We start from the raw sequence: 22,921 nt of genomic DNA on the forward strand, positions 1-22,921 counted from the left end.
CGTCAACGGAGAGTCATGATGAATCTGCAGCAGAAAGTAGCGGTGGTATCCGGCGCATCGCGCGGTATCGGCAAGGCAACCGCACGCGCGCTTGCCGCACGCGGCGCGACCGTCGCGGTCGTGTACAGGAAGCAGCGCGAGGCCGCAGCAGCGGTGGTCGCCGAAGTCGCGGCCGCCGGGGGACGCGCCGAAGCGTTTCAGGCCGACGTGTCCGATACTGCGTCGGTACGCGCGCTCGCGGCGGCGGTTGCGCAGCGCTTCGGTACGATCGATGTGCTCGTGAACAACGCGGGTGTCTATGGTGAGCGCGCGATCGGCGATCTGGATGCCGCGTTTTTTGCCGAACAGTTCAACCAGAACACGCTCAGCGTCGTGCTGATGACGCAGGCGTTCGCGCCGCTGTTCGGCGCCGGCGGCGGTGCAATCGTCAATGTGTCGTCGAATCTTGCGAGCGCGCCGCATGCGGAGAACGGCATCTATTCGGCGAGCAAGGCCGCTGTCGAGACGCTGACGCGTGCGTTCGCGCTCGAACTCGGGCCGCGGAACATTCGCGTGAACGCGGTGGCTCCGTTCGTGACGCGTACCGACATGACTGCACATATTCCCGACGCGGTCCGCGCAACGCTTGCCGAACAGACGCCGCTACGACGTCTCGCAGAACCGGCCGATGTCGCGGATGTGATCGCATCGCTTGCATCCGATGATATGCGTTGGGTCACGGGTCGCACGATTCTCACCGACGGCGGCTTCACGTCCTGAGCGAGTGATCTCCGGATTTCGAATGCTATCCGCTGTAATTCGGCGGATAGCATCGTCGCGTCCATTCATTCCCTATCGCTTCGCTTTTCAAGCTGAATTTTCGTATTGACGGCAATACATTTTTCGACCGTTTGCTAACGCATTTGCGTGGCTGCATGAGAAGCGAAAATCATCAATCGACGCAACGATTTTTTTACTAAAGGAAGCGCTTTTACTGCCGTAAAGACCATGAGTAGTCGGTGGATGTCCGGCATGCATTTCAATTGACGGATCCTGATTTCAGACCGCTGACGAACGGATACAGGAACGCGTCGACGCACGAGACATTCCTGTACGGGCAGAACGGACACGGCGGGTCCGCGTGATGCAGCGGACAAAGACGGGTATGCGAAAGCTGAAGGCAGGGAAGTGGACCGGTCGCGTTGTGCGCATCGGTACGAGCGGAGATCTCTCGCGTGTCCGCATGCGTGGTTCGATGCGCGGCTTCACGCTGATCGAGATTCTCGCCGCGCTCGCGATTTCCGCGTTGATGGTCACCGGCGTGGTCGCGATGATCAACTCGTCGCTTGAGGACATGCGCGGACAGCAGACGGCGATGTACCAGCAGCAGATCGGCGTGGCCGCGAAGCAACTGATCCAGACGAATGCAGCGACGCTGTCGCAACAGGCCTCGCCGACTGTTCCTGTCGTGGTGCCGTTCAACAGCGGCGGCGCGTATCAGTTGTCGAAGTTTTTGCCCGCCGCGATGCGGACAACCAATCCGTACGGACAGACTCCCTGTCTGCTCGTCTACACCGACTCGAACGGCGCGCTGGTCGGGTTGCTCGTCACTGAAGGCGGTACGACGATCGCCGATTCGGAACTCGGCTACATCGCCGCGAACTCGGGACAGGGCGGCGGTTCGATTCCCGCGACCAACAATGCGGCAGGTTCTGCGATCGGCGCGTTCGGTGCATGGACGCTGACGTCGCCGAACCCGGCGGGCGCATCGTGCACGACGACGAAAACCGGCACGGGGCATCTCGCGAGCGAGGTCTACTACAACGGCAACCAGGTGCAGAATTCCGACTACCTGTACCGCGTTTCCGTGCCGAACGATCTCGCAGCGAACACGATGCAGGTGCCGATCATCCTGTCGGTACAGACCGATTACGCGGCATGCGCGAATACCGGAGCGGTCGCCGCCGACAGCGCGGGCAACGTCGTGACCTGCCTCAGCGGAACCGGCAAATGGATGCCGCAGGCGTCGTTCCATTGGCGCGGCACGGTCGCAAAAGAGGCGGACCTCGCGAACGTCGACCCGAAGTCGCTCTATGCCGACGACATCGTCATCGCCACCGACACAAACCGCGCATACCGCTACGACGGCGCGAACTGGCAGGCGCTCGCGGTGGATCAGAACGGCAATCTTCAGCTCGGCAATTCGGGCACGCTTGGCGCGCCGTGTCCGCAGCCTTCGACCAGCACCACCGAAGTGACGACCGATGCGACCGGCCGCGTACTCACCTGCACAAGCACTCTGTCAGGCGGTGGTCCCACATGGCAGACGCAGTCGGAAATCAACCCGACGTCGGTACCGATGGATTCCGCCTGCGCGATTGCAGTGGGTCAGCCCGGCACCTCCGATTTCCCCTGTACCGTGGCTCCGTCCGGCGCGCCGGTGTTCAACAACGCGATGGGTTACTGGCAATCCGTCGTCACGCGCAACGTGCCGCAGATGCCGCGCAACGGCAACATCGTCGTCTATTCGTGGGCACATATGACGGACTCGTTCGTGACGAACTGCCCGGGTGCGCCGCAGGATCTGAGCGCAGGCGGCGGCGCGTACGTGACGCTGTACGCGGAACTGGTCGACGTGGACACCGGCGCGACGATCGCCAGCGCGGTGAACCAGTCGTCGGCGATTCGTGGGGATCTGACGAACATCAACATCACGCTCGCTCACGAACTGGCGAAAAACAACAAGGGCTATCAGGTCCGCTTCACGACGTTCTGGATCATCTTCAATTCATCGGTCAATTCCGCGGCGTTCCAGACGAGTTTCTGCAACGGCAATACGCGCACGCCAACGACCGGCGTCGTCACGTCATGGACCATTACGCCGTTCTATTGATCGTCGCTCACATGCGCTACGGGAATGTGAAGTCGTCGTTGCTGTCGGGGATGGCGTTCAGCAGGTCGCGTAATCCGAACCAGCCGACGATGTTCGCGGCAGCTACGACGAGCGCGAACAGCGTAAGCCAGTGCGAGCGATTGTTCGAACGGCGACGTGTCGCTTGCGGAGCAAACGTGGCGCGCAACAAAGGACAAGTAGACATTGAAGTCTCCGTTAGCGGGCGAGACTCTGCACGACATGCGGCACAAGCGTGGCGAACACGTCGGCCAGATCCGTCGCGCCGAAGTACCGCTCGGTTGCATCACGTTCGACGTCGATCCGCCCCGCGTTGTGCGCGTCGTACAGATCGACGATCAGTTGTGCGTGCTCGTCGCTGAGGCCCGCGTGCTTGAGCGTCGGGGTCCAGGTGTCGCGCGGCAGTTCGAGCGCATCGATCGGGCGGCCGAGCGCCGTACTCAACGCATGCGCGACGTCGCGAGCATCGAGTCGTCGAGGCCCTTCGATGCTGACGGTCCGCAGCGAGCGCGCATCGCGCGGCGTCGTCATCAGTTCGGCCGCCAGCGTGCCGACGTCCTGCGCAGCGACGGTCGGAAAGCGTTTCGTCAATGGATGATGCAGACTCGGCAGCCGATTCGTCGCGATAGCAGCGGGTACGACACGCGCCCAGTTATGCATGTGTTCGCTGGCGCGCAGCAGGATCAGATGCGTGTCGGGTCCCGCAAGCGGTTTCAGCCGGGCTTCGAGTTCATGGAACAGCATCGTAATGCCGGTGCCGTGTTCAAGCTCGGCGCCATAGTCGGACAGCGCGAGCACGAGAGGCGGCCGATGCGCGCTCAATGCGTCGACTGCTGCAGCGATGGTTTCGCGCATTGTGCGCGCGGGATGCGGGTCGTCGTTCGGCAACGGACACAGCATCTGCACTGCGGTCGCATCCCGCAGCGCTTCACCGATGGCGCGTGCATCGCGCAGATCGGCGAATGCAACGTCGCAGCCGGACTGCTCGAAAAATTCGCGTTGCCGTGCGTCGTGCTGTTCGCGCAGCACGGCGCGGACGGGTTGGCCGGCACGGCGCAGCGCGGTAATGCTCGCGCGTCCCACCTGCCCATTTGCTCCGAAGATGATGTACACGATTGGATTGCTCCTTGCCGGGTCCGGGTATGGCCGACGATGAAGCGATCGTAAGCGCGGCGGAAGCGCGTCGCGCGCAGCCAGGGATGACGTTGCGCAGATCTGGATGACGATTTTCACGGACCCGGATCACGCATCGCGGCGACGTCATGCAAAGCGGATCGAAACGAAGCACAATGCTCGCAGATTCGACTTCCTCAGCAGGGACATGCGATGGCCTCAGCGATACACCAATCCGATGTGATTCCGTATGCCGGCCCGCGCGCCAGCCTGCGTTCCAGCGCGGGCCACGGCTGGAAAGGCTTTGGTGCCGAACTGATCGCGATTCCGGCGGGCGTGCACAGGGTTCCGGCGAGCGTGCACCATCGCATAGGCGTGCATGTCGGTACACCGATCAAGGCGCATTGCGTGTGCGGCGGCCGTCGTCTTGCGCGGATTCAGGCGCACGGCGACGCGGATGTCATTCCCGTCGGCTACGACGGCGAATGGACGGACGAATCGGACTGCACGGTGCTGCGCATCTGGATCGGCGGCGAATTCGCGAAGACCACGTTCGAACAGCTCGGCGTGAAGCCGTCGCATGCGCAAATAGAGCCGCGCCTCCAGTTTCGCGACCCGCGTTTTCAGCATCTCGCGTGGGCGCTGCGCGCCGAACTCGAGGCCGACGAGAAATCCGATCCGCTGTATGCGGAGAGCCTGTGCACGGCGATGATCGTGCGCCTGACACAAGGCGCACCGGCGCTCGTAGAAAAGCGCCGCACGCTCGCGCCGCGCATGGTCGCACGTGTGGTCGACTACATCGAAAGCCATCTCGACCAGCGTCTCACATTGACCGAACTAGCCGCGCTCGCCGATTTGAGCGTGCCGCATTTCAAGGTGCTGTTTCGCGAGACGCTCGGCATGCCGGTGCATCGCTATGTGATCGAGCGGCGTGTTGAACGTGCGCGTCTGCTGCTGTTGCAAGGGAGTTTGAGCACGAGCCAGGTCGCGCTCGAAACAGGCTTCGCGCATCAGAGCCACATGGCGCACTGGATGAACCGTTTGCTTGGCGTCACGCCGCGCGAACTGGTCCGTTCGTCTACGCATGCGACGCGCATCGCAGAGCCCACGAACGACGACGTCGACGATAAGAGACGGCTTTTGCTGCACACGCGTTAAGCAGTTTGCGTGCGTGGCCCGGTGCATGCGTCTGGAGTCCGTGCACTACCGCGCACTATTGCTGCTCTCACTGTTTCCAGTGCTAAATACGCGGACTTTGCACGGGAGACTGTCACATGGCTAAAACAAAAAGAGCACGCGTTGTCGCATGGGCACTTGCGGCGACACTGGGCAACGCATCGCTTATTGCGATGTTGAGCCTGGGTTTGCCGTCGAGCATCGCACCGGCGGTAGCGGCAACGGCTACGACCGACACCTACGCCGCGACGCGTTATCCGATCGTTCTCGTCCCCGGTCTCACGGGCACCGACAAGTACCTGGGCGTGCTCGACTACTGGTACGGCATCCAGTCCGATCTCGAGCAACATGGCGCCACCGTCTACGTCGCGAACCTGTCGGGGTTCCAGAGCGACGACGGTCCGAACGGACGCGGCGAACAGGTACTCGCCTACGTGAAGCAGGTGCTTGCGGCCACTGGCGCACAGAAGGTCAATCTGATCGGTCACAGCCAGGGGGGCACCACGTCGCGCTATGTCGCGGCCGTCGCACCGGAACTCGTCGCATCGGTCACGACGATCAGCACGCCACATCGCGGCTCCGAGTTCGCGGATTTCGTCCAGGATGCGCTGAAGAAAGATCCGACCGGCCTGTCGACCCCGATACTCGCGACGTTCGCCAACCTGTTCGGCGTGCTCACGAACAGCACGCACATCACGAATCAGGATGCGATCGCCGCGCTGCAGACGTTGACCACCGCAAAGGCGGCGGCCTACAACATCAACTATCCGAGCGCCGGATTAGGCGCGCCGGGTTCGTGCAAAACGGGCGCGTCGAGCGAGACGGTCAACGGCAATACGCATCTGCTGTACTCGTGGGCGGGCAGCGCGATTCAACCGGTCAGCGTGTTCGGTGTGACCGGTGCGGTCGACACCAGTGTCGCGCCGATCGACGTGGCAAACGCGTTGGACATCTCGACGCCTGCGCTCTACGCGACCGGCACCGTGATGATCGGTCGGCAGTCGGGACAAAACGACGGGCTTGTGTCGGTGTGCAGTGCGCTGTTCGGCAAGGTGCTGAGTACCACCTACAAGTGGAATCACCTCGACGAGATCAATCAGTTGCTCGGCGTGCGCGGCGCAAATGCAGCGGACCCAGTCGCCGTGATCCGCACGCATGCGAACCGGTTGAAGACGCAGGGCGTCTGATCGATGACGCTTGCGCATGAGCGACGCTTACGGCGCGTATCGAGGGAACGCGCGCGCAGAGTCTGGTTCGTGGTTGCAGTGCTCGCGGCGACGGGCGCGGGTGCGTGGTGGTTCGGCCCGCGGTCGCACGAACACACGGATGCGCAGGCGGTTGCGGATCAGTCTCGTGCGACGCTCGCGCGCGCTGTCGATCCGGCCAGTGCGTCCGCGACGCAGGCGCAACTGAACGCGCTGCCGGACTCGCTTCAAGGATCGTCGCCGCCGCGTTTACCGCTCGACACAGGTGGCCGTCTTGCGCGCACACGTGCGGTTCGGGACTTCTTCGATTATTTCCTCACGGCAAGCAGCGAACGTTCCGCTGCGGCGCTCGATGCGCTGGTGCGCCGCTATATCGCTGCGCAACTCGACGGCACTGCAGCGGCAGACGAAGCCGTCGACGCATGGCGTCGCTACACCGCGTATCGCATGGCACTCGATCGTTTGCCGCAACCCGTTTCTGTGGCACCCGGCAACACGACCGATCTCGACGCGTTGCAACGCACGCTCGACGAACGCGCGACGCTCGCCGCGCAGACGATGGGCGAGTGGAACGAGCCGTTCTTCGGCGACGAGTTACGCAGGCAGCGTGACGATCTCGCGCGTCTGCGGATCGCGTCGGACCCATCGCTTAGCGACGCGGAGAAGGCCGCACGTCTTGCATCGCTCGACGCCGCATTGCCCGCAGCCGAGCGCGATGCGCGCGAACGCGTGAAGCGTCAGCAGTCGGCACTCGATGCGATCGCTCAGATGCAGAAGCAGGGCGCGTCGGCCGATGCGATACGCGCGCAGGTGACGCAGACGCTCGGTCCGGAAGCCGCGCGACGGGTCGTGCAAATGGAGCAGACGGAACAGGCGTGGCAGAGCCGCTATACGGACTATGCGTCGCAGCGCGCGCAGATCGATCGGATGGGACTCGCGCCGCAGGATCGCGACGCGCAGGTCGCGCAGTTGCGGCAGCGTTTTTTCACGAATCCGGCGGATGCGCTGCGTGCGCAGTCGTTGGATCGGGGGGCGGCTAACTGAGTGCGTTGGGGTTCAGCTTTTCACGCGGAGTGAACGCGGGTCGTACGGCGCCTTTAGATGAATCGACGCCGGCAACTGTTCTCCAGCGACCTCGATCGTATAGCGGCCCGCAGTGAGCCATGCGGCGTCGACAGCGCCGTCAGCGCGCGCGACGTAACCCATCGCAACCGGACAACCCACCGAGTGACCATATGCCGCCGAACTCACGAAGCCGACCGGCGCGCCGTCGCGCAAGATCGCTTCGCCGCCCCATAGCATGCGGTCCGTTGCACCGTCGGCGGTGAGGACGACCATCCGGCGACGTAGCGGTTCGTCGCGCAGTTTGAGCAGCGCATCGCGGCCGCGAAACGGAATTGCCTTGTCGAGCTTGCATGCGAACGCGAGACCGGCTTCGAACGGATGCGTGTCCGGTGTGAGTTCACGGCCCCATGCGCGATAGCCCTTCTCGATACGCAGCGATTCGATCGCATAGTAGCCGGCATCGACGAGCCCGAACGATTTGCCCGCTGCGTGCAGCGTCTCGTACACGCCGACCGCGAATTCGACCGGCACGTACAGTTCCCAGCCGAGTTCGCCGACATACGTGAGACGTGTCGCGCGCACGGTCGCATAACCGATGTCGACTTCGCGACTCTGGCCGAATGCGAACGCTTCGTTGCTCCAGTCGGCTTTCGATACGCTCTGCAACAGCGCACGCGCATGCGGGCCCATTACGGCGAGCACGGCGTACTGTCCGGTGACGTCGACGATCGTGCAACGGCTGTCGGGAGGGATCAGCTTTTCCAGCGTGTCGAGATCGCGCGTGGTTTGCGCTGAACCGGTGACGATCAGGTACTGGTCGTCGGCGAGGCGGGTCAGCGTGAAGTCCGATTCGTAGGTGCCACGCTCGTTCAGCAAGCCTGAGTAGACCGTCGTGCCTGGCGGCACGGCGACGTCGTTCGCGACGATCGATTGCAGCACGCTCTCGGCATCGCGGCCCTTCACGAGCAGCTTGGAAAACGACGTCATGTCGAATAGCGCAACGCCTTCGCGGCAGGCGCGATGCTCGGTGCCGCTCCACGGCAACCAGTTCTGCTGGCCGAACGCGTAATCGATGTGCGTCTCTGCCGCGCTCGGCGCAAAGAAGTTCGGCCGCTCCCAGCCCATCTTGCCGCCGAAGCTGGCGCCCTTGTCGCGCAGCAGCGCAAACAGCGGCGAGCGACGGAACGGACGCGCGGAATCGAGTTCGCGGTTCGGCCACGGCATCGCGTAATGCAGCCCGAGCGTTTCCTTCACGCGATCGTGCAGCCACGTATCGTTGCCGTTGAAGCGCGCGAAGCGGCGAATGTCGACGGGCCACAAATCCATCGTCGGTTCGCCCGCGACGATCCACTCGGCGAGCGCCATGCCTGCGCCACCGGCGGATGCGATCCCCATCGAGTTGAAGCCGGCACCGACGAAAAAGCGCCGCAATTCAGGCGCTTCGCCGAGGATGAAGTTGTTGTCGGGCGTGAACGATTCCGGGCCGTTGTAGAACTGCCGGATCTCCGCGGTTTCGAGTGCGGGTACACGCTGCAGCGCGTTCTGCATCAGGATTTCGAACTGGTCCCAGTCGTCGGGCAGCAGCTGAAATTCGAAATTTTCCGGAATGCCTTGCATGCCCCAAGGCTTCGCGTCGGGTTCGAAGCCACCCATCACGAGGCCGCCCACTTCTTCCTTGAAATAGATGTAGCCGTCGGGGTCGCGCATCACGGGCAGGTCGGGATGCACGCCGGCGATGCGTCCGGTGACGATGTAGTAGTGCTCGGCCGAATGCAGCGGCACGGTGACACCGCATAGACGGCCGAGCGCTTTCGCCCACTGGCCCGCACAGTTGACGACGATCTCCGCGTCGAGCGTGCCTTCTTCGCCGTCCTTGTTGCGCCACGCGAGCCCGCACGCTTCGCGGCCGTGCGTGCCCGCGCGCGTATGGATTGCCGTGACCTTCGTGTTCTCGACGATGCGTGCGCCGCCTGTGCGTGCGCCGCGTGCTAACGCCTGCGTGAGATCGGTCGGATTCGCCTTGCCGTCGCCGGGTAGCCAGACTGCGCCGAGCAGATCGTCGGTGCGCATCACGGGCCACAAGTCGCCGGCTTCCTGCGGACCGATCACATCGCACGCGACGCCGTACGCGCGCGCGACGGCCGCGGTGCGCTTGAGCTGCGTCATCCGTTCGGCGGTGCGTGCAACCGACAGCGACCCGCATTGCTTCCAGCCCGTGCCAAGACCCGTCTCGGCTTCGAGCTGGGCATACAGCGACGTCGAATAGCGGATCAGCTTCGTCATGCTTTCCTGTGCGCGTAACTGGCCGACGAGACCGGCCGCGTGCCACGTGGTCCCACACGACAACTGCCCCTGTTCGATCAGCACGACGTCGGTCCAGCCCAGCTTGGTCAGGTGATACGCGACCGAGCACCCGACGATACCGCCACCGATGATCGCGACGCGGGTGTGCTGGGGAAGAGTCGTGGCCATGAAAATCTCGCGGGAGGAAGAGACGAACAGGAAGAGATAACGGGCGAAAGGATGCAACATAAAGCCACAAAACACAACATTATTATTGGATATGATTTGGCTTTTGTTGGATATGTGTGGGATTGGTCTGGTCGGCCGCGATGGCCTTTGCTAGACTCCGCGCCATCCAGCCACGAGTTGCCGCGATGTTCACCACGCCCCGTCAGACCGAAATCATGCGCCTCGTCCGTGCGAAACAGACCTGCACGGTTGCCGAGCTCGCACAACTGTTCGCGGTATCCGACGAGACCGTGCGACGCACCGTCAAACCGCTGATCGCCGACGGTTTGCTCGTGAAGGTGCACGGCGGTGTGATGTTGCCCGATCGACTCGACGAGCCGCCGTTCCAGCGCCGACTCGTCGAGCAGCGCGACGCGAAGCAGATCGTCGCCGCAAGCGTGTGCGAACTGGTGCAAGACGGCGACTCGCTGATTCTCGATAGCGGCACGACCTGCGTGCATATCGCCGACGCGCTATGTGCGCGCTCGCGACTCACGGTGGTGACCAATTCGGTGGAGATCGCGCGCACGCTCGCGCCGCGCAACGGCAATCGCGTGTTCGTTGCGGGCGGCGAGTTGCGTGCCGACGATCTGTCAGCAGTCGGCGACGAGGTACTCGCATTCATCAAGCGCTTTCATGTGCGTTTCGCGATCGTGTCGGTCACTGCGATCGATCACGAAGGGCGCTTCATGGATGCACAGCTATCGGATGTGTCGTATTCGCTCGCCGCGTTTGCACAGGCAGAGCAATGCATCGTTGCCGCGGATCATGCGAAGTTCGGGCACAGCGCGCTCGCGCATGCGTTCGGTCCAACGGATATCGATCTACTTGTCACCGACGAAACGCCGCCACCCGCGATTGCTCGTGCATTTTCAGAGGCTGGGCTGGAGGTGCGAGTGGGGCGTCCGTCTGCTGTATCGGGTGACGGTGCTGCGGTTGCATGAGCCGCCGGTCGCGAAGGCATCGACCCCCGCACAGGGTGAATCGCTAAATACGGCTCAAAATTCGATTCGGTAGCCGCGCGTCGCGCGCCGCTTTCCACCCACTACGCACTCACGAAACGTCAGATCCAACACATCGCGTGATGCCCGCGTCACCCGATTCGCCACCCTCCGCAGGCTCCTCGCAAAGTCCCGCCCAGCTTGCCTGAGCGCGAACTACTTCGTCGCTCGGCAATCTCTCCAGGCCACCTTCCAGCACCAACGTTGACATTCCTTAACATTTAAATCGACGGAATTTAACTATTGCTGACAGTGGCCTCCCGTCGATATCTCGAAAATGCATTCAGACGCCAAACCGTGATGAACGGTGCGGCAACGACCCATACAGAGAAGCCGGTGGTCGACACAGATTCACCGGGACGGTCAATCGCTACGGGGCGGTTGCCGGCGCCACCGAAGGCGTCGACGGTCGAGGACAGCAAGAGCGGACTTCAGTCCGCCTGGTACTTCGGGAAGTGGGTGTGGCGGTACGAAAGACGTGGTGGCGGTGACAGCGGCAATTGCGATGTGATGTCGTTGAACATGAGCGGCGCCCGGGCGGGCGTGACGATCGGCGGAACACGGGTGCTCTCTGAGGGCGGAGCAAACGAGGTGACCGTCCAGCTCGGCAACGACGGCAATGTGCCGGCCTGGATGCAGGTGTGGCTCGATTAGGGGAATCCGAATGCAAGACCGGACGAATCAAAAGTGCCTTTCACACTGTCGCCGCCAGCTTTTCGCCTCGACCCGAAGCGAAGCAGGAATCTGCGGTTCGTTCGAACGCAGGGTGCGCAGGACGGATTACCGCAGGACCGTGAATCGTTGCGCTGGCTCAACGTCGCAGAGCGAACGCCGCAGGACGATCGAGCAGCGGATGCGGATCGCGATAACGGGCAATCGTTGCAGCGCTCGAGAATCCGACTGGTTTTTCGACCAGCGGGTCTGTCCGGCGACGCAGCGGCAGCCGCAGCCGGCATCGCGTGGAAATCCGTCGGAAAGGAGCGTGGCGGTGATGCGCTCGAGGCGGTCAACCCGACGCCTCACTACGTTGCGTTTGATCGGCTGGTCGCGCGTTCGGGTGGGGTGACCTGGATGAACGACTGCAGTGGAGTGATGGATTCACGCAGCAGGGAATTGACAGTGCAATAGCAGAACAATCAGAACCTGAGAGATCGGCAGCACGAGTAACCACAGAACAGCAAAGCAAGAGCAGGACAACAGCAGGGCAACGACGACAGGCAAGGCAGCATTCAGGGACGGGGCGGCGGGGCCATCCGGCGATGAGACCGGCAACAACAAAGCAAGGGAAGGGGCGCCCGCGCAAGCGGGCGCACGATCCGCGCGACACGCGTGTCGCACTTCCCACGGGATCGCGACGGGACCAACCAGCAGCATAACGAACTGAAAGCAGTGAGGCATCGGGCGAGGCCACCCGACTGACAATCCTTAAACGATTTAATTGATGGCCCTTCTTATACTGGGCTGCCGATTGTGAAGCCTTTGACGATTCGGCGCAAAAAGACGGAACAACGACATATGAGGACCTCTGCGGCACAAGTAGTACGACCGCGGAGGACGTTGGCCTAAGCAGAGAGCAACGGATGTTTTTCAGACCTGGCACGACGCGCCTTCCGTTCCGGACGAACGATCGCGCAAACAAGACCGGCCGCCGTCTGCAGCGGATCGAACTCGATCCGGCCACCGACGTACATGCACGCGCCGCAATCGAGGCTTACGCGGATTCGTGTGCGCCCGAGATGCCCTGGCTTGCCGAGTTGCTGCGTGTATCGGCGGCTCATGAGCAGGGCGAGATCACACATTGTGCGGCGACGACGATGCGCGTGTTTGCGCTCGCGCAGGAATGGGCCGCCGATCAGCCGGACTACGCGCACGCAGCGTGGGAGCACGTGCGCAGGCAACTCGATGTCGCGCTGCGCGCGAAATTGCGGACCGCTGCGGACGCCGAGGTTGATGAAGCCGACGGCGGTCAAGGTATCGCACCGGCGCCGGTCAACGATGAAGGCCAACCCATGGCGAAGAGCCCTGAGGAATCGGCAGACCCAGCGGCAGATCACAAGTAGACGCGACACGACGTCACCCGAGAGAGCACGGCGACAGTCCGGGCCAGAACCTGAGAGAAGACATGCGGCTCGCCCGCGGGCCGCAACCGGTTGGCGATATGTCGCTGCCGGAAGAGGACAACGGTTTTTCGATTATGATGACCGCCCCGATCGCAAACAACGAACATCACTGCATGCGTCGCATGTAGCGCCGTGTTCAAGCTGTGTCGTTTGCGCTGCCGTATAGAAGCAAACGGCACGCGGGCGCTTCGTCAACGATCGATCGACTGCGTGGCCGGCGGTGCATCCAGCATTGGCCGGTTGCGACGCTGTCCAGATCGATGAACGATGTGCGATGCGGGGTGTTATGAGAATTGCTGTTCTGGATGACGATCCGGCTCAGGCCGATTTCGTATGTGAAACGCTGTCGACGGCTGGGCATATCTGCCACGCGTTCGGCGAAGGCAAAGTGCTCGTGAAGCAGTTGCGCCGTCAGACGTTCGATCTGCTGGTGCTCGACTGGAACGTGCCCGACATGTCCGGCGACGAAGTGCTGCACTGGGTCAGACAGAGTCTGTCGGAGAAGCTTCCGGTGCTGTTCATGACGAGCCGCAGCCGCGAGACCGATATCACGTCGATGCTCAACAGCGGCGCCGACGATTACGTCGTGAAGCCTGTCCCAGGAAGCGTCCTGCTCGCACGGGTAGGTTCGCTGCTCAGGCGCGCGTACCAGCTCAATCCGGCGGCCGCGAAAGAGGTGTTCGGCGAATTCGAATTCGACATCGGCGCGAAGCAGGTGCAAGTCAAAGGCAAGTCGGTTGCGTTGACGCAGAAAGAATTCGAACTGGCGCTGCTGCTGTTCCAGCACCTGAGCCGGCCGTTATCGCGTGCGCACATTCTCGACGTCATCTGGAAGCAGGCCACCGAAATTCCGTCGCGCACAATGGATACCCACGTGTCGATGCTGCGCGCTAAACTCGGTCTGCGACCTGAAAATGGCTATCGGCTCACGCCGATTTACGGGTATGGTTATCGTTTGGAGCGAATAGAGAAGGGGGATGCGTGATTAGTGGGCGAGCCGTGATTGCGACCGGATCCGTCGAGTGGGCACAGCGCCACCGCCGGGCATTGCCGTTCGCGCTGTCGTGCGTCGTCGCGACGCTTGGCTGGCTATCCGCGCCGGCCGTCGCGCAGAAACACGTGCCTCACGCAACGCCGACCACCCACGTTACCCAGGCCACGACGCCGTACGTCACCCAGGCCGGCGACACCCTCTATGAAATCGCAGCCCGCTATCTGCGCGATCCGGGCGACTGGACCGTACTCAGCCGTCTGAACCATCTACCGCCGCCGCGCCATTTACCGCCCGGACTCGAAGTGCGTCTGCCCGTTGCGCTGCTGAAACAAGAGCGACTTTCCGCACGGGTCATCGCCACGAGCGGTCCGGCCGAACACGCATTCGGTAACGCGCCATTTACTCCCGTTGCAACCGAGATGGCACTCGGCGAAGGCGACCGCGTCCGCACCGGCCCGAATGGTTTCGTGACGCTGGCGTTGGAAGATGGCTCACATCTGTCGGTCCCGCAAAACAGTGAGATCGATATCGGCTCGTTGCGGCAAACCGTGTTGACCGGCTCGAGCGACCGTGTGATCAATTTGAAGCACGGCGAAGTCGACAGCGAAGTCACGCACGCGACGAAGAAAGACGACCGCTTCCAGATCCGCTCGCCGTCCGTGGTGGCGGGTGTGCGTGGCACGAGTTTCCGCGTGAACTACGATCGCGACGTTCAGTCCACGGCCGTCGAAGTGCTCGACGGTGCGGTTGGCGTCGACAGTGCCGCGACACCGCCGCCCGCGCGAGGCATTCCGTTGCAGGCGTCGTCGCAACTCGTCAGTGCGCATTTCGGTAGCGTCACGCACGGTAGCGGTGGTGTCGGCCAGCCGGTCGAACTGCTGCCCGCGCCGGCACTCGTCGATCCCGGCAAGATCCAGGACGCGAAAGACGTCTCGTTCGACATCGTGCCGTCGAACAATGCACACGGCTATCGCGTGCAGATCGCGCGCGACGCCGATCTGCTCGACATGATCCTCGATCAACGCACCACCGGGCCCAAGGCATCGTTCGACACACTGCCCGACGGCACGTATTTCGTGCGTCTGTCGGCAATCGATTCAAACGGACTGCAAGGTCTTCCACAGGTCTATGCGTTCGAGCGCCGCCAACTGGGTCTCACTGCGACGGCCGCGCAGCGCGCCGGCACGCGCGATTTCGAGTTCCGCTGGTTCGTCAGTCGCAATGGAGCGGCGACGAAATTCCGCTTCGTACTCGCGAAGTCCGCCGATCTGCACGATCCGGTTATCGATCGCACCGATCTGTCGTCCGGGCGGCTCGTCGTCAGCGAATTGCCGAAGGGCGTCTACTACTGGACCGTGATCGCCGAGCAGTTCGAGAACGGCAAGTTCTATGAAAAGGGCAGCTCTGTCCGCTCGTTCACCCTCGCGCGCTGATGCCGGCGCCGGTGAGTCGTCGCGAATGACGCTCGACCCGCGGTCTCGTCTCGGGCGCCCTGTCGGGCGCCGTTTTCTTTTCGAATGGCTGGGCGTCGGTTGCCTCGGTGTGATCGTCGTTCTGTTCGGCGCGGTCTGGCATCTGACCAACGCAGTCGATCATCTCGTCTACGACCGCTTCCTCGAGTTCCGCGCGACGCCGGTGCTCGATAACGTGGTCGTCGTCGAAATCGACAACGCGAGCATCGCGCGAATCGGCCGCTGGCCGTGGCCGCGTGCGGTGCATGCGGAGGTGCTCGAGCGGATCGCAGCAGCACAGCCCGCCGCGATCGTCTACGACGTGCTGTTCACCGAGTCGTCACCCGACGATGCGCGTTTCGCCCGTTCGATCGCAGCGAACCATACGTTTCTACCCATCCTGCTGAGCCCCGAAAACGCCGACGGCACGCGTAACGCCGTGCAGCCCGTCGCACCGCTCGCACAGGCGGCGTCCGGGCTCGGCCACATCAATCTCGAAGTGGACAGCGACGGCATCGTCCGGAGTGTCGCGCTGTTCGAGGGCGACGCGCATTCGCACTGGCCGCAACTCACGTTACCGCTATGGCGCGCGATCTCGAACGGCACGGTACCGCTTGCGCCGCCGCCTGGCGGCACGTGGCATACGCCGGGTTCCCATATCGACGACGGCAGCGAGCAGCGCTTCCTGATCCCGTTCAGTCCGCTCGCCGAGAGCTATCGGAAGGTATCGTTCGCGAGTCTGTTGAACGGCGAGGTCTCGCCCGACGTGCTGCGTGGGCGGATCGTGCTGATCGGTGCAACCGCGTCCGGCCTCTACGATCGTTTCGCGACGCCGGTGTCGGGCGAGCTTGGGCTGATGCCCGGCGTCTACATTCACGCGAACGTGCTCGACTCGCTGTTGACCGGTCGCACGATCGAGCCGACGCGCAGCTGGGTCGTCTTCATTGCCTCGCTGGTGCCGCTCGGCGTGTTGCTCGCGGGCTTCCTCGTGCTGTCGCCGTGGCGTTCGCTGCTGCTCGCAGCCGGCCTGTGTGCGTTCACCGCAGCGGGCAGTGCAGCGCTGTTGTACGGCGCACGGGTCTGGGCGTCACCGATGCCGGCGATCGTCGGATTGATCGCCGTGTATCCGATCTGGAACTGGCGGCGTCTCGAAATGACGATGTCGTATCTGCGTAAGGAGCTGCAGCGCCTCGCCGACGAACCCTACCTGCTCCCCGGCACGCCGCGTCGTAGCGCGGACTTCGGCGGTGACGCGCTCGAAAAGCACATGTCGCTGATGGCGCAGGCCGCGCAGCGCGTGCAGGACATGAAGCGCTTCGTGTGGGACAGCCTCGATAGCGTGCCCGAGCCGATCCTCGTCAGCGACGTCGCCGGTGTCGTGTTGATCGCGAACCAGGCGGCGAAAGCGCATTTCGCGCGGATTGCCGAGCCGTCGCCGGAAGGCCGGCCGATCCGCGACATATTCGGCGATCTGACCTACGTGAAATCGATCGATGAAAGCGCGGACGTCGACGGCTTCGCGCGCACGCACTGGCCCGCATTGCTCGATCCGGCACGCGACGAGTTCGAGACGCTGATGGAAAAGGGCATCGAGGTCAGCGACCGGAATGGACGCGACCATCTGCTGCGCTACGCGAAGTGCACGAACGCGCAGGGCGAAGCCACGGGCTGGATCGCCGGGCTCGTCGACGTGACGGCGCTGCATGCAGCCGAGCGTCATCGCGAAGATGCGCTGCGGCTGCTGTCGCACGACATGCGTTCGCCGCAGGCGTCGATTCTTGCGCTCGTCGAGATCGAGCGCGCGAGGATCGAATCGGACCGGATGCGTGAACTGCTCGAACGGATCGAGCGCTACGCGCAGCGCGCGTTGACGCTCGCCGACGACTTCGTGCAACTCGCGCGCGCGGAGTCGCAGACCTACGTGCTCGAACCGGTCAACTTCGGCGAGCTGCTGATCGACGCAAGCGACGAAGTGTGGCCGCAGGCACACGCGAAGCACATCCGCCTCGAAACCCAATTCCCCGACGAAGACGACGCAGAGAACGGCGCCGACGCATGCTGGATTTCCGCGGACCGTTCGCTGATCACGCGCGCGCTCGTCAACATCCTGAACAACGCGGTCAAGTACAGCCCGCCCGACACACAGATTCTCTGCACCATCGAACGCGTCGAATCGACAGACAGCCGGCGGCCCCACGTTCAATGTACGATTCGCGATCAGGGCTACGGTATTCCAGTCGAGCAGCAGGCGAAGCTGTTCGAACGCTTTCATCGCTTTCATGAAACGGAGCGTCCCGACATCGGTGGTGCGGGGCTCGGCATGGCGTTCGTGAAGACCGTCGTGACGCGGCATGGTGGCGACGTGTACGTGGACAGCGCGCCGGGCAAGGGCACGGCGTTCACGCTGGCGCTGCCGGCGCTCGACGAGACGACAGCGTTGCCGTCCGATATCGGCTGACACGGCCCACCCTCTTACGGAGCGAACAACATGATGAATCTCGGGCCGATCCGCAGTGCACTGCTGGTGGCAGGTTGTGCGGCCGCGCTGGCGGGCTGCGCCGGCGTGAAGACCGACGTGCACGCATCGACGGGCGCGAACGCCACCTCGCTGCAGGGCGAAAAGACTTACGCGTTGACGCGGCTGCCGTCGCAGCAGACGAGTGCCACGTATCCGCAATACGCGTCGCTGGTCGAGGCGGAACTGGCGAAGTACGGCTTCACGACTGCGGATGCGACGCACACGCGTTATCTGCTGTCGATTGCGTACGATACGCGGCCGGCTGCGATCGGCGTTGTAGCGGGCGACTGTGCGGATGGCGATGCTGCGGCAGCCTCGACCGATGCGGTAAACGCCGATTGCCGCACACCAGGCGAAACCTCGTTCTCGCTGTTCGGCGGCACGACGTATCGCCACACGTTGACGCTGCGTTTCCTTGAACGCACGACTGGCCGCGAAGCATACAAGGTCACGTCGACGACGCGCGATCGCGAGGCAGACCCGCAACACGCGGTTCCGTATCTGGTGAAGAGCGCGCTCGCGAAACTTCCGTATGCGGACCACGCGGACTGGCAGGTGAAATTGCAGACGCAGGACGCGTCCACTGCGCCGGAAGTCGTGTCGATTAAACCGGTCGAACCCAGGGACCGCTGACCTTCGACTCAACCGTCGTCGGAGCCGGAGTCGTCCACGGGCCAGCGGTTCTCGAACACGCAATGAGCGAGCGGCGTGCGCGTCGCCCATCGTTCGGTTTCCAGCATCGGCTCGTCATAGAACTGCGCGACGTGGCCGATGCACAGGATCGCCACCGGTTTCGCGCCGGCCGGCATGCCCAGCAGCGTCGCGATCTCGAAGGGATCGAACAGCGAGACCCAGCCGAGTCCGATTCCTTCCGCGCGCGCGGCGAGCCACATGTTCTGGATCGCGCATGCGACCGACGCAAGATCCATCTCCGGTAACGTCCGTCTGCCGAACACATGCTGCTCGCGATCGTCCATCAGCGAGACGACCAGCAATTCGCCGCAGTCGAGCATTCCCTCGACCTTCAGCTTCATGAACTCGTCGCGCCGCTTGCCGAGCGCATCGGCGGTGAGCAACCGTTCGCGCTCGACCGCGGCGTGCAGCTCAATACGCAGCACGGGATCGGTGATGCGAACGATGCGCCACGGCTGCATGTAGCCGACGCTCGGCGCATGATGCGCGGCATCGAACAGCCGTTGCAGCAGTAGCGAATCGACCGGTTCACGCGTGAAGTGGCGCATGTCGCGCCGCTCGTGGATCGCACGGTAGACGGCCGCGCGTTCCGGATCGCTAAAACGCTTCGCCATTGAAGAGCGTCGCCGTGAAAGCCGGGTTGGAGGGCCAGTAGCCGTGCATGTAGGTCGCGACGATCGACCCGGCGCGGTAGACGGGCTCACCAGCTTGTTCAGATTGAGCGCGCGTTGCGTTGAGCACCGGTTCGAGCGACGTCGTGATCTGCGAATAGTGGAACGTGTGTCCCTTCAGCGTGCCGTGCCTGCTGCTGTCCATCTGCTGCATGCCGAGCGCGGCGAGACGCGTACCGAGCGTTGCATGGCCGGGCAACAGGCCGAGCATCGGGTGTGTCGCGCCGTCCTTGCCAGTCAGGCTGTCGAGTAGATACAGCATGCCGCCACATTCGGCGACGATGGCTTTTTCCGCTGCGGCATGCGCACGTATCGACGCTGCGGTGCGCGAGGCGGCAGCAAGCGTCGTCGCGTGCAACTCGGGATAGCCGCCGGGCAGATACAGCGCATCGGCATCGATCGGTGCCGGTTCGTCGGCGAGCGGCGAGAAGAAATTCAACCGGGCGCCGAGTGCAGCGAGCAGGTCGAGATTCGCTGGATAGATGAACGAGAACGCGGCGTCGCGTGCGATCGCGATGTGCATGCCGTCGAGCAGACGCGGTTTTGATACACGGGTGCTCGCTTCAAGAGAAGGTTCGAATTCGACCGCCGGCGGCAATTCGGCAAGCGCGGCGCCCGCGAGCGCATCGGCCGCACGTTCGAGCCGCGCGTCGAGGTCGCCGATCTCGTCGGCCTGCAGCAGACCGAGGTGTCGATCGGGCAGTTCGAGCGCCGGATCCTTCGCGGTGTGCCCGAGCCACGCGATGTCGGAAGGCAACGCGTCCGTCAGCATCTGTGCATGCCGCGCCGAACCGACGCGATTCGCGAACACACCATGAAACGGCACCTGCGGACGAAAGTGCGCGAGCCCGAACGCGAGCGCACCGAACGTCTGCGCCATCGCATTCGCGGAGATCACCGCCGCAACCGGCACACCGAACGCTTCGGCAAGATCGGCGCTGCTCGGCGTCCCGTCGAACAGCCCCATCACACCTTCGATCAGAATCAGGTCCGCGTTCGCGGCCGCTTCGGCGAGCAGACTGCGGCATGCGTCCTCGCCGACCATCCACAGATCGAGCGAATACACTGCAGCGCCGCTCGCGCGCGCAAGAATCATCGGGTCAAGAAAATCCGGTCCCGTCTTGAACACACGCACACGCCGACCGAGCCGCGCATGATGACGCGCGAGCCCGGCGGTGATGGTCGTCTTACCCTGACCGGATGCAGGCGCGCTGATGAACAGCGCGGGACACGCGGGCATCGCTCAGAACTCCACGCCAGGCTGCGCCTTCACGTGCTGCTCGCGATACGGGTGCTTGACGAGGCGCATCTCGGTGACGAGGTCGGCGGCTTCGATCAGCGCGTCGGGCGCATGACGACCCGTCACGACGACGTGTACCGATTCGGGGCGCGCGGTCAGCACGCCGAGCACTTCGTCGAGCGGCAGGTAGTCGTATTTCAGCACCGTGTTCAGCTCGTCGAGGATCACCATCCGGTACTCGCCGCTTTCGATCATCCGGCACGCTTCGGCCCAGCCTTTGCGCGCGGTCGCGATGTCGGCGTCGCGGTCCTGCGTGTTCCACGTATAGCCGTCGCCCATCGTGACGAAGTCGCACTCCGCGATCGCGCCGAGGAAGTCGCGCTCCGACGTATGCAGCGCGCCCTTGATGAACTGCACGACACCGAGCCGCATGCCGTGTCCGAGCACGCGAACGGCCATACCGAACGCCGCCGTGCTTTTACCTTTGCCGTTGCCGGTATTGACGATCAACAGACCTTTCTCGATCGTCGCGGAGGCCTGCTTTTTTTCGTGTCCTTCGCGACGCCGCTGAGTCATGCGCGCATGCGATTCGGGATCGGTTTTCATCGGATGGGGTCCTGTTCGAGGTTTTGGTGTGATGAGTCGAGGAGGCCGGCAGCGAGCGGCGCGGTGGTTCGGCAGTCGAAGCGGGGATCGCGTGCGAGTGCGACGGTGACGCCATCGCACACGATCTTGCCGACGATCAGCGGACCGCCGTTCGCGGCGAGCAATGCACAGGGTTCGCACACGCCATCGATGCCGAACTGCGCGCGCACGACAGGCGAGGGCGACGAGAGCGCGGACGTGTCCGGGAATGTCGAAGTGAACGCCGCGATCTGCTCGCGCGTGAACACGTACAGAAGCAGCGCGTGAGAAGCGCAAAACGCGAGCAGGCCAGGCTCGTGCGCTTTCGCATCGACGGTCGCAATCGCGCACACGTCGGCGAGTGGATATGCGCCGAGCGCCATCTGCAAGGCCGCATCGATCTGCGCGGCCGAGACACCGCTGCGGCAGCCGATGCCGGCAATGAGCGACGCGCGACTCATCGACGCGGCTCCACCCGATACCACGCATACCGCGCGTCAGGACGCACAACGGAATTCGACGAAAAGAAACAGGCCATGCCAGGCGGCTGCAATTGCAATACGGATGACGCGCGCTTTACGCACGCGCACCGTGTACGCCGTGTATCCGTCCCCCGCGGATCGGGCGGTCGGCAACGCTTGCGCGTGCCCCTTCGTCTGGCCGGTATCCGGGCTGACAGCCTCACGTCGTTGCCTTCCCGCGACTCTTGCCGCAGTGGCGTCGAACGACGTGCGCGGCTCGAAGGCCGCAGGCTGCTTACCGTTGCGGGGACAGCACAGGCTGGCGCAAAGCGCTTCCTGTTTCCCGTTTAACTGCACACGCGAGTGCGTGTGCGGGCACCAGACGCGCGTACGATAGCACAGGGTTTATGCAGGCTGGTTCGCTGCGGCAGGCCAACGCGCAGTTGCCAGGCCACAAACGACGCGGCCGCGTTGCGCATGTGAATCGTGGGAGTTGCCGCAGCGAATCAAGATGGTGATGTGGTTCAAGAGCACATCCATTCGAAAGACTTCCGCCTTTCACTGAGAGCATCGTTGTTAAGCTGAAATAAAAAATATCATGCCGCTTGCATTGGTTTTGATTTCTATCGTTGGAAATCTATTAGCCTGTTTCCCCGAGTGCCGCAATTAAAATACGTCCGATATGCTGGCGGCTTATCCATTGCCGTTCAACGTCACGAATAGCACCAATTCCCACATATATGTTATCAAAAAGCGCAGGAAATGCCGCGAGCTGCAGTGAATTACGCGTATTGCCTGTCGCGTAGCCTGTCAGTCACCGCGCCTGGGATGGTTGCCGACTTGACGTGATCCTGCTAACGCGGGGAGCATGCGCCGCTATTGAATTACGGAATAGAGAGTCAATTAGCATTTTTTAAGAACACCCCTATCTTTTCATAGAGTGCCGCTTATTATTACTATCGGAATTATATAAATCACATTATTCATTGCGAGGACATGATGCAAAAAGACATCCGTTACCCTCGGAGGCCTATCCGACGCAACCGCATCTTTGTCATTCCTTTTGCCCTGAATCTATTGGCTGCAGCGATCGCGTGCTTTCCGTCAAGCAGCTTCGCGAACTGCACCACAGCCTCCAACGCGACAACCTGCGACACGACGTCGCCCAGTCCCTACACGAATACGGTG

The 22,921-nt window shown here is 63.1% G+C and carries 18 protein-coding genes, 2 pseudogenes and 1 riboswitch; of the genes and pseudogenes, 13 read left to right on the top strand and 7 right to left on the bottom strand.

Annotated elements, in window-relative coordinates; all coding sequences use genetic code 11:
• Positions 1 to 18: 18 nt before the first annotated feature.
• A complete protein-coding gene (locus E1748_RS01490; RefSeq protein WP_133647184.1) occupies positions 19 to 759 on the top strand; it encodes an SDR family NAD(P)-dependent oxidoreductase in 741 nt (246 codons plus the stop codon).
• Between the two features lie 385 nt (positions 760 to 1,144).
• Positions 1,145 to 2,872, top strand: coding sequence for a shufflon system plasmid conjugative transfer pilus tip adhesin PilV (pilV, locus tag E1748_RS01495; RefSeq protein ID WP_166653489.1), 1,728 nt, complete (start codon positions 1,145 to 1,147; stop codon positions 2,870 to 2,872).
• A gap of 16 nt (positions 2,873 to 2,888) precedes the next feature.
• On the opposite strand, the gene E1748_RS01500 is transcribed toward pilV, so the two are convergent.
• Positions 2,889 to 3,077, bottom strand: a complete 189-nt coding sequence (locus tag E1748_RS01500) for a hypothetical protein (protein WP_133645389.1) — start codon at positions 3,075 to 3,077, stop codon at positions 2,889 to 2,891.
• An 11-nt stretch (positions 3,078 to 3,088) separates the two neighbouring features.
• Positions 3,089 to 4,003, bottom strand: coding sequence for an NmrA family NAD(P)-binding protein (locus tag E1748_RS01505; RefSeq protein WP_133645390.1), 915 nt, complete (start codon positions 4,001 to 4,003; stop codon positions 3,089 to 3,091).
• Between the two features lie 213 nt (positions 4,004 to 4,216).
• Here E1748_RS01505 and E1748_RS01510 point away from each other — a divergent pair, with 213 nt between their 5' ends.
• The 3 genes from E1748_RS01510 (at position 4,217) to E1748_RS01520 (ending at position 7,428) form a co-directional block, all read left to right on the top strand.
• Positions 4,217 to 5,161, top strand: a complete 945-nt coding sequence (locus E1748_RS01510) for an AraC family transcriptional regulator (protein ID WP_133645391.1) — start codon at positions 4,217 to 4,219, stop codon at positions 5,159 to 5,161.
• A gap of 116 nt (positions 5,162 to 5,277) precedes the next feature.
• Positions 5,278 to 6,366, top strand: coding sequence for an alpha/beta hydrolase (locus tag E1748_RS01515; RefSeq protein ID WP_133645392.1), 1,089 nt, complete (start codon positions 5,278 to 5,280; stop codon positions 6,364 to 6,366).
• Positions 6,367 to 6,369: 3 nt separating this feature from the next.
• The gene (locus E1748_RS01520) at positions 6,370 to 7,428 is read left to right on the top strand and encodes a lipase secretion chaperone (RefSeq protein WP_133645393.1); all 1,059 of its coding nucleotides are present in this window, start codon (positions 6,370 to 6,372) and stop codon (positions 7,426 to 7,428) included.
• Positions 7,429 to 7,440: 12 nt separating this feature from the next.
• Here E1748_RS01520 and E1748_RS01525 read toward each other — a convergent pair whose 3' ends face one another.
• A complete protein-coding gene (locus E1748_RS01525; protein ID WP_133645394.1) occupies positions 7,441 to 9,921 on the bottom strand; it encodes a GcvT family protein in 2,481 nt (826 codons plus the stop codon).
• Between the two features lie 185 nt (positions 9,922 to 10,106).
• Here E1748_RS01525 and E1748_RS01530 point away from each other — a divergent pair, with 185 nt between their 5' ends.
• The 8 genes and pseudogenes from E1748_RS01530 (at position 10,107) to E1748_RS01565 (ending at position 18,677) form a co-directional block, all read left to right on the top strand.
• Positions 10,107 to 10,904 (top strand): DeoR/GlpR family DNA-binding transcription regulator, encoded by a 798-nt coding sequence (locus E1748_RS01530; RefSeq protein ID WP_133645395.1) that lies wholly within the window; start codon positions 10,107 to 10,109, stop codon positions 10,902 to 10,904.
• Between the two features lie 300 nt (positions 10,905 to 11,204).
• Positions 11,205 to 11,615, top strand: coding sequence for a fimbrial biogenesis chaperone (locus E1748_RS31970; RefSeq protein WP_133645396.1), 411 nt, complete (start codon positions 11,205 to 11,207; stop codon positions 11,613 to 11,615).
• Between the two features lie 24 nt (positions 11,616 to 11,639).
• Positions 11,640 to 12,089 (top strand): annotated as a pseudogene (locus E1748_RS01540) (fimbria/pilus periplasmic chaperone); the annotation flags it as partial.
• Positions 12,090 to 12,541: 452 nt separating this feature from the next.
• Positions 12,542 to 12,913 (top strand): annotated as a pseudogene (locus E1748_RS01545) (hypothetical protein); the annotation flags it as partial.
• A gap of 454 nt (positions 12,914 to 13,367) precedes the next feature.
• The gene (locus E1748_RS01550) at positions 13,368 to 14,066 is read left to right on the top strand and encodes a response regulator transcription factor (protein WP_133645398.1); all 699 of its coding nucleotides are present in this window, start codon (positions 13,368 to 13,370) and stop codon (positions 14,064 to 14,066) included.
• 62 nt (positions 14,067 to 14,128) lie between these two features.
• Positions 14,129 to 15,508, top strand: a complete 1,380-nt coding sequence (locus tag E1748_RS01555; RefSeq protein ID WP_420819309.1) for a FecR family protein — start codon at positions 14,129 to 14,131, stop codon at positions 15,506 to 15,508.
• A 25-nt stretch (positions 15,509 to 15,533) separates the two neighbouring features.
• Complete coding sequence (locus E1748_RS01560; RefSeq protein WP_133645400.1) at positions 15,534 to 17,984, top strand: CHASE2 domain-containing protein; 2,451 nt, start codon at positions 15,534 to 15,536, stop codon at positions 17,982 to 17,984.
• A 30-nt stretch (positions 17,985 to 18,014) separates the two neighbouring features.
• Complete coding sequence (locus E1748_RS01565) at positions 18,015 to 18,677, top strand: DUF4136 domain-containing protein (protein WP_240766229.1); 663 nt, start codon at positions 18,015 to 18,017, stop codon at positions 18,675 to 18,677.
• An 8-nt stretch (positions 18,678 to 18,685) separates the two neighbouring features.
• On the opposite strand, the gene bluB is transcribed toward E1748_RS01565, so the two are convergent.
• The 4 genes from bluB to E1748_RS01585 are packed head-to-tail and all read right to left on the bottom strand — an operon-like array spanning position 18,686 to position 21,733.
• Positions 18,686 to 19,351, bottom strand: coding sequence for a 5,6-dimethylbenzimidazole synthase (gene bluB, locus E1748_RS01570; RefSeq protein WP_133645401.1), 666 nt, complete (start codon positions 19,349 to 19,351; stop codon positions 18,686 to 18,688).
• Positions 19,335 to 20,648 carry a cobyrinic acid a,c-diamide synthase CobB gene (locus tag E1748_RS01575; protein ID WP_133645402.1) on the bottom strand — a complete coding sequence of 438 codons (1,314 nt, stop codon included), beginning with the start codon at positions 20,646 to 20,648 and terminating at the stop codon, positions 19,335 to 19,337. The genes bluB and E1748_RS01575 overlap by 17 nt, the downstream gene beginning before the upstream one ends.
• Positions 20,649 to 20,651: 3 nt before the next feature.
• Entirely contained in the window at positions 20,652 to 21,254 is a 603-nt protein-coding gene (cobO, locus tag E1748_RS01580) for a cob(I)yrinic acid a,c-diamide adenosyltransferase (RefSeq protein WP_133645403.1), read from the bottom strand.
• Positions 21,251 to 21,733, bottom strand: a complete 483-nt coding sequence (locus E1748_RS01585; protein WP_133645404.1) for a cobalamin biosynthesis protein — start codon at positions 21,731 to 21,733, stop codon at positions 21,251 to 21,253. The genes cobO and E1748_RS01585 overlap by 4 nt, the downstream gene beginning before the upstream one ends.
• Before the next feature lie 180 nt (positions 21,734 to 21,913).
• Positions 21,914 to 22,131: riboswitch (cobalamin riboswitch) on the bottom strand.
• Positions 22,132 to 22,921 lie beyond the last annotated feature (790 nt).

It is taken from the genome of Paraburkholderia flava (genome assembly GCF_004359985.1).
GTDB classification, from domain to species: Bacteria; Pseudomonadota; Gammaproteobacteria; order Burkholderiales; family Burkholderiaceae; genus Paraburkholderia; species Paraburkholderia flava.